This is a genomic window from Promineifilum sp. (SeqCode), assembly GCF_041918635.1.
GTDB lineage: Bacteria > Chloroflexota > Anaerolineae > Promineifilales > Promineifilaceae > Promineifilum.
Window position 1 is genome coordinate 1 of sequence record NZ_JAYRVJ010000356.1, and the last position, 6,387, is coordinate 6,387.

Genomic DNA, 6,387 nt, shown 5'->3' on the forward strand with positions numbered 1-6,387 from the left:
GCCATGACGACCAGCGCCAACAGTCCGGCCAGCAGCAGCGTCAACCATGGCCCGACCAGGCGCGCCGCGAACCAGGCGGGTAGGACGGCGACCATGGCCGACAATCCCCAGCCGGGGGCGATGAGCGCGTCGGGCCGGGCCGGCAACTCGCGCCCCAACTCGCCGGCCAGATTGATGACCGTGCCCGCGCTCGACGCGCTGCTGGCGACGATCCACAGCAGCAACAGCATGAGCAGCAGCAGCCCGACCACCACGCCGGCGGCGACGCCCAGCCCCAGCCGCCAGTGACGGAAGCGCTGCTGTGAGGCCAGCGTCACCAAGAAGGTGACGATGACCAGCAATGGCATGCCGAAGATGATGAGGTAATGGGCCAGCCGCGTGGGCTGCATGAGCATCGGCAGCAGGAACGGCGGCCCGGCCTGCGAGCGGAAGCCCAGGTAGAACGGCAGGTAGAGCAGCCCCGCCACGACGCCCAGCGACATCCCTACCAGCAGCGCGCGACCCAACAGCGACCAGATAGACCGGCCGGGCGTCCTGCGACCCGACAAATCGCGATACCACTCCGCTAGAAAGTAGACGCCCATCACCACAAACAGGTGGATGAGCACGTCCCATGTGTTCAGGAACGACAAACCGCCCAGAACCACAGCCGTGAGCAGCCAGAGCGGCATACCGATCTGGTGCAGGGGCTGCCGGATCGCTTCAACAAGGCCAGGTGCTCGTCGTTCGTCGCTCGTCGTTCGTCGTTCTTCATTCGCCAGTCGCAACCACCAGGCCAGCGCCACACCGAGGCTCAGGAAGGCGAACGGCAGGGCCAGCACGTGCGGGTGCATGTCGCCCAGAACGAAGCTGAACGCGGGAATCTCGACGATCGGCTCCAGTCCCTCTTCGGCGCGGCCGGACAGGTGGTACTCATGGATGACCCGCGAGGTGCGCCACCACCACCACTCGCTCGTCTCGTAGCGCGGCGTGCCGGAGGCATCCGCGGGGGGCGTATTGATGTCACGCACGTCCAGCCAGGCCCACAAGCCGGCCGAACCGACCCCGTTGCCGTGCAGCACCTCCAATCCGATCTGCAAGTTACCGGCGATGGGCACGGCCGCCGCGGCCACTAACCCCAGTAGCATCCCCCTCTGGAGCACTCTTCTCTCCCCCGCTCCCCCGCGCCCCTGCTCCCCCGCGCCTACCTGATCACCCAACTCTCGCCTACTGGCAATCAGATTGAACACCACCCCATACGCCCCCACCGCCGTCCCTGCCACCAGCCAGGCGATGGCCAGGTTGAAGGCCACCGACTCGGGGACGAAGGCCAGCCGGGCCAGCAACGAGGTCATCACGTAGCCGAAGTAGTAGTAGCTGATGCTGTAGCCGGATAGCCAGGGATCGAGCGGCGGGAAGGCGGCGCTGCGGCCGACGCCGTTGAGAAAGGCGAACTCCATCGGCTTCTCGGTGGCGGTGATGCTCGGGTTTTGGGCGCGCACCCAGACCCACAGGGCAAAGACGGCGGCGAAGAGCAACTCGGTGACGATGACCTCGGTACGGTGGGCGCGCAGCCAGTCGGCCAGGGGCGCATCTCCCGGCGCGCGCCGGCGATAGGCCAGCAGCGACGCGCCGCCCACGACCAGCAGGGCCAGCAGAATGCCCCCGGCGTTGTTGGCGGCGAAGCCTAGCGTGCCGCCCAGCCAGAAGACGTAGCTGACCAGCAGCAGGCCGGCCATCTTGACGAAGGCATAGCCCCGATCGGGCAGCGGTCGCAGCACGCTATAGACTAGCGGCCAGGCTACCAGCCCCAGCAAAGTCAGCGCCGCCCACCAGCGCACCGCGGCAAGGATGTCGGTCATAGTGATTAGTGGTCAGTGATCAGTAAGAAGTAGTTGCTTCGCTTTCGTCGCGCACCATTCCAATCTCGTCGTTCATCGTAAATAGTTTATCCCGATACTTTCATCAATCGCTGCTCTCCCCTGTTCCCCTGTTTCCCCGCTCCCCTGCGCCTCACTCGTCACTCGATAGATGGCGGCGAACTCGTCGCGAAACACCTCGGTCAGCGTGCCCTCGGCGACCAGCTGGTCGAACTTGGCCAGCCCTTCTGGCGCGTAGTACGTCCGCTCCAGAGAGCCAACCACTACGTATTCGACGCCGTACCGCTGAAGGATGTTCCACGCCTCAGCCGTGTCGGGTGTGTTGTAGAAGCGGTTCACGTCGTCAATGCGATTGGTGACGACGGAGCCGGGCGCGATGGCCCGCTGCTGGCGCTGGTGCCAATCCCAGCCGATGACCGTCGGCAGTCCGGTGTACATGGCAATGCGGCCGGCGATGGAGCGATAAGGGTTGCTGCCGTGGGCCTCCATGACGACCGGCGTGCCCTGCACGTTGCGCTGGAGCCACTCAATCGCCCCCCGATCCTCACTCAGCTGGATGATCCGGCTGTTGCCGGCGTAATCGGTGTCGCCGTACTCGACGTAGGGGATGAAGGCCGCGCCGTCCAGCGTGTTGGGCGCGTCGCGGTTCATGCGGATGTTCCACTTGGCCGGCGTCGCCAGCAAGGGGTAGAGCAGGGCGGCGAAGAGCAGCACGCCCAGCGCCACCCGCCACAACGTCCGCCCTCGCTTCGCGTCGCGCAGCGCCGGCCAGGCCCATACGGCAGCCGGCCCGCAGGCGACGCTGAGCATCAGCCACACTTGCAAGTAGAACTTGAAGACGGTATTCATGCGGCCGATGTCGCCATCGAGGACGATGATCTCGACCAGCAGGGTCAGCCCCAGCGCGGCCGACATGAGGGCCAGCACGACGCGGCGCGCCGTGGGCAGCCCCGGCCGCAGCGCCAACAGACCGGCCGCGACCAACAGGGGCAGGGCGATGGGCGCAACCCAGTAGCCGCGCACGAGCAGGAAGGCCAGCGCCACGACAAACAGCGCCAGAGCGACCAGCAGCGGCATGCCCAGCGGCTGCCAGCGCCGCTTGCCCTCCTCCGTCCACGTCGCCGTCCAGGCGCGGAACTCCCGCGCCAGGTGGATGACGACGAAGAACAGGAAGAGGCCGTGCACCAGCAAGTAATTCCAGGCGCGGGTGTAGGAGCCGGGCCAGAGCGAGACCGAGGAGTAGGCCGAGCCGTAGTTGGCCGTGAAGGGCCAAAAGGCCAGCGTGGAAAGGACGATCAACAGGACGACAAAGAACCCACCCTTGCCCAGCGCCCGCCAGCCAAACCCTTCCGTGCGCAGCGCGTAGTAGGCCACGGCCAGCCCGCCCAGCAACAGGTAGGTCGGCCAATCCCACGTGTTCGTCGGCCGCAGGACGCCGATGGCTAATGCGCCGACAAGCCAGGCGATCAGGGGCAGGGGAGCAGGGGTGCGGGGGAGCGGGGGAGCCGGTTGTTGACCCTGGCGCTCTCGTCTGCCACCTGCCACCTGCCACTTGCCACCTGCCACCCCCTCCCCCGCCGCCAGCGCCACGCTGATCGCCCAGCCCAAGGCCAGCATCGTCAGCGGCATGCTGATCATGTGCGCGTGCAGGTCGGCGTAGAGGAAGGTGAAGTAGGGGAACTCGGTGATCGGCTGCACCTCGCCGGGGTTGGCAGTGATGGCGCGCGAGGCGGTCCAGAACCAGTCACCCGGGTAGATGGGGGCCGGTTGGCCGCTCAGCACCTTGATGCCGCCGTCGAGCGTCTGCGCCAGGCCACCGATGACGGGCAGTTCGCCCAACGACGGCTCGCCCGCGCCGCGCCAGGCGTTGACCACGACGCCCACCTGGGCCAGATTGCCCAACAGCAGCGCCAGACACACGGCCACCAGCCCGGCCACCACCGCCGGCCGGCCGCCCAACGACGACCACCGACCGCCCACCATGTACGGGCGGGTTTGAAACCCGCCTCTACTACTGACCACCAGCCCGTGCGCCGAACTGAACACCCCCAACCCCGTGAAGCTGAACAGCATCGGCAGGATCAGGTTATAGGCCACGGCGGGCATGACGCCCAGCAGCTTGGTCAGCGCGCCAACGTAGACGAAGCCGTAATAGTAGTAGTTGATGTAGCCGCCGGCGTGCCACGGATCATAGGGCGGAAAGGTCGTCGAGCGCAGCACGGCGGTGAAGTAGGACAGATCCATTGGCTTCTCGCCGCCCCAGATCACGTCCCACACGTCCGGGTTACCCAGACGGATGCCGATCATCAGCAGGAAGAGCGCCAGCCCCAGCCCCTCGATCAGCAGCATGTACCGTCCGCGCTGCCGGACAAAGGCGCGGATGGTGTAGCGCTGCCGGAAGAAGAGAACGCCGCTAAGCAGCGCCAGGGCCAGCAGGGCCAGGGCGATCGTTCCGCGCGTGTGTGGCAGCAGCTTCAGGCTGGCGGCCAGCCAGGGCAGATAGGAGAGCACCAGCAGCCCCAGCACCCGCGACAGGGCGTATCCCCGGTCGGGCAGACCGGGCAGCGCGGCGAAGGCCAGCGGGAAGGCCAGCCAACCCAGCAGTGTCAGGGCCAGCATCCACACGACGGCCGCCAGCCACGGGTTCCGCGACAACGCGCCGTCCACGTCGAAGACCTCGCTGAACGTACCGCCCGCCCGCTGCGCCGCGCGCTCGGCCGGGGAGAGCATCATGCCGCCCGCGGCCTCCGTCGCTTCCAGCGGGTTCATGACCACCACGCCGCTCAAATCCACACTCTCTAGCAGGCGGCGCGTGTTCTCGGAGCTATAGGCGTTGGTCTTGGCGAAGATCCATACCGGCGGATGATCGTAGACGCTGAACGCCTCTTCGGCGGCCAGCTCGCCCGGCGGCGGCCAGCCGATCTGCGGCGGCTCGCCCCAGCTGACCTGGGCCGTGGTGTCGCTGACGTAGAGCGGGCCGAGGCGCGTGTTCTCATGGAACTGGGCCACCAGCTCAAAGCCCAACTCGCCGCTGAACAGCCCCTCGTAATACGTCAGCATCATGGGGTAGGTCTGCGACATGCGGGGCAAGTTCCACATCGCCCGCTGGCTGCTGATCATGATGTAGTCGGCCTCGTCCAGCCAGGCGATGACCTCTTCGCGTTTCTCCGGGCTGTCGGGATGAGTCACGGGGCGCTGGCCGCCGGTCACCTCGGTGTAGTAGGCCCCGTAGCCGTCGCGGCTGTCCATTCTGACCGGCAGCAGGTCGTCCCAATGCTCGTTGACCAGCAGGCTCGTCCCGGCGCGGATGGGGCCGCCCGGCCCCCCTTCGGCCGTCAGGCGCAAGGGAGTGCCAGCGGTGGCCGGCGTCGGCGGCAACTCGACGGTGAACGCCCGCCGCTCGCCGTCCAGGGCCAGCGCCAGGTCGACCGACGCGCCCTCGCCCAGCCGGACGCGGATCGTCTCGCCCGCATCGGCCGCCGCGGCGGGGTCGCCGGCGTCGAAGTCGGGGTCGCTCAAATAGTTGAAACGCACTGCCCGGATGAGGCCGTCTTCGGGCATGGTGAAGTCGAGGTAGAGCGGCACGCCCCCCTCCTCGAAGAACATGCCTTTCAGCGGCAGGTTGAGTTCGGCCGTCCCGCCGCCGGCCGTGTCATAGACCAGCGTCGCGCCGCTGGGCACATTGTCATAGATCCATTCCGAGGCGGCAATGCGCGTCATCGGTTCGCGGTAGATCTGGGTGAACATGACCGCCCACAGCAGACTGGGCAGCACAACCAGCGCGGCCAGCAGCGCCACCGCCGTCCGCGCCAATCCCGGCGCGCCGGCGTCCCGCCGGCTCTTCGTCCCCGCCCACCGCCACAGCGCCACCAACGCCCAGCCGGCCAGGATGAACAGCGCTGGATAGAGCGGCAGGAAGTAGCGCACCGACTTCACCCAGCGCGTCGCCATGAACAGGAAGTAGACCAGCGTCCAGGTCAAGGGAATAGCATGCAGCATCCACTCCGGTATGCTGCTCCCCTGCTCCCCTGCTCCCCTACTCCCCTGCTCTACAAGCCACCGGCCACCCGTCACCGCCCGCCACAACGCCCAGAACACCGCGAACCAGGCAAACAACCCCGCCGTCAGCCCCATGCCATAGAGCACCATGTTGCTCCACGGAAACAGCACGGCCGGCCGGTCAACCCACTGAATGGCCGGCGGGAACATCGCTTCCGGGGCCTGCAAGCGCTGAATCTCGGCCATGTTGGCCAGGAACTGTGGGTTCAGGCCGATGATGGACTTGACGGCAACGACGAAGGCGTTGGCCGGCTCGCCCGTCTCGGCGGCGGCCGCGGCGCGCACCATGTCGGCGTCGCTGAAGGCGTAGGGCTGGGCCAGGCGGAAGGTCAGGATGGACACGATCGCGGCCAGGGCGATGCCGATGAGCGCCCGCTCCAGGTCACGCGGCTGAACGACGAGCGGCGAGCGACGAGCAACGCTCTCCCCCGCTCCCCCGCTCCCCTGCACCCCGGCGCCCCGGCGCGCC

The 6,387-nt window shown here is 67.5% G+C and carries 2 protein-coding genes; both read right to left on the reverse strand.

What is annotated here, in order from left to right; translation table 11 throughout:
* A partial coding sequence (locus tag ACE3UY_RS11305; RefSeq protein WP_374687632.1) for a DUF2298 domain-containing protein occupies positions 1–1,841 on the reverse strand: 1,841 nt, incomplete at its 3' end.
* A 72-nt stretch (positions 1,842–1,913) separates the two neighbouring features.
* A partial coding sequence (locus ACE3UY_RS11310; protein ID WP_374687633.1) for a DUF2298 domain-containing protein occupies positions 1,914–6,387 on the reverse strand: 4,474 nt, incomplete at its 5' end.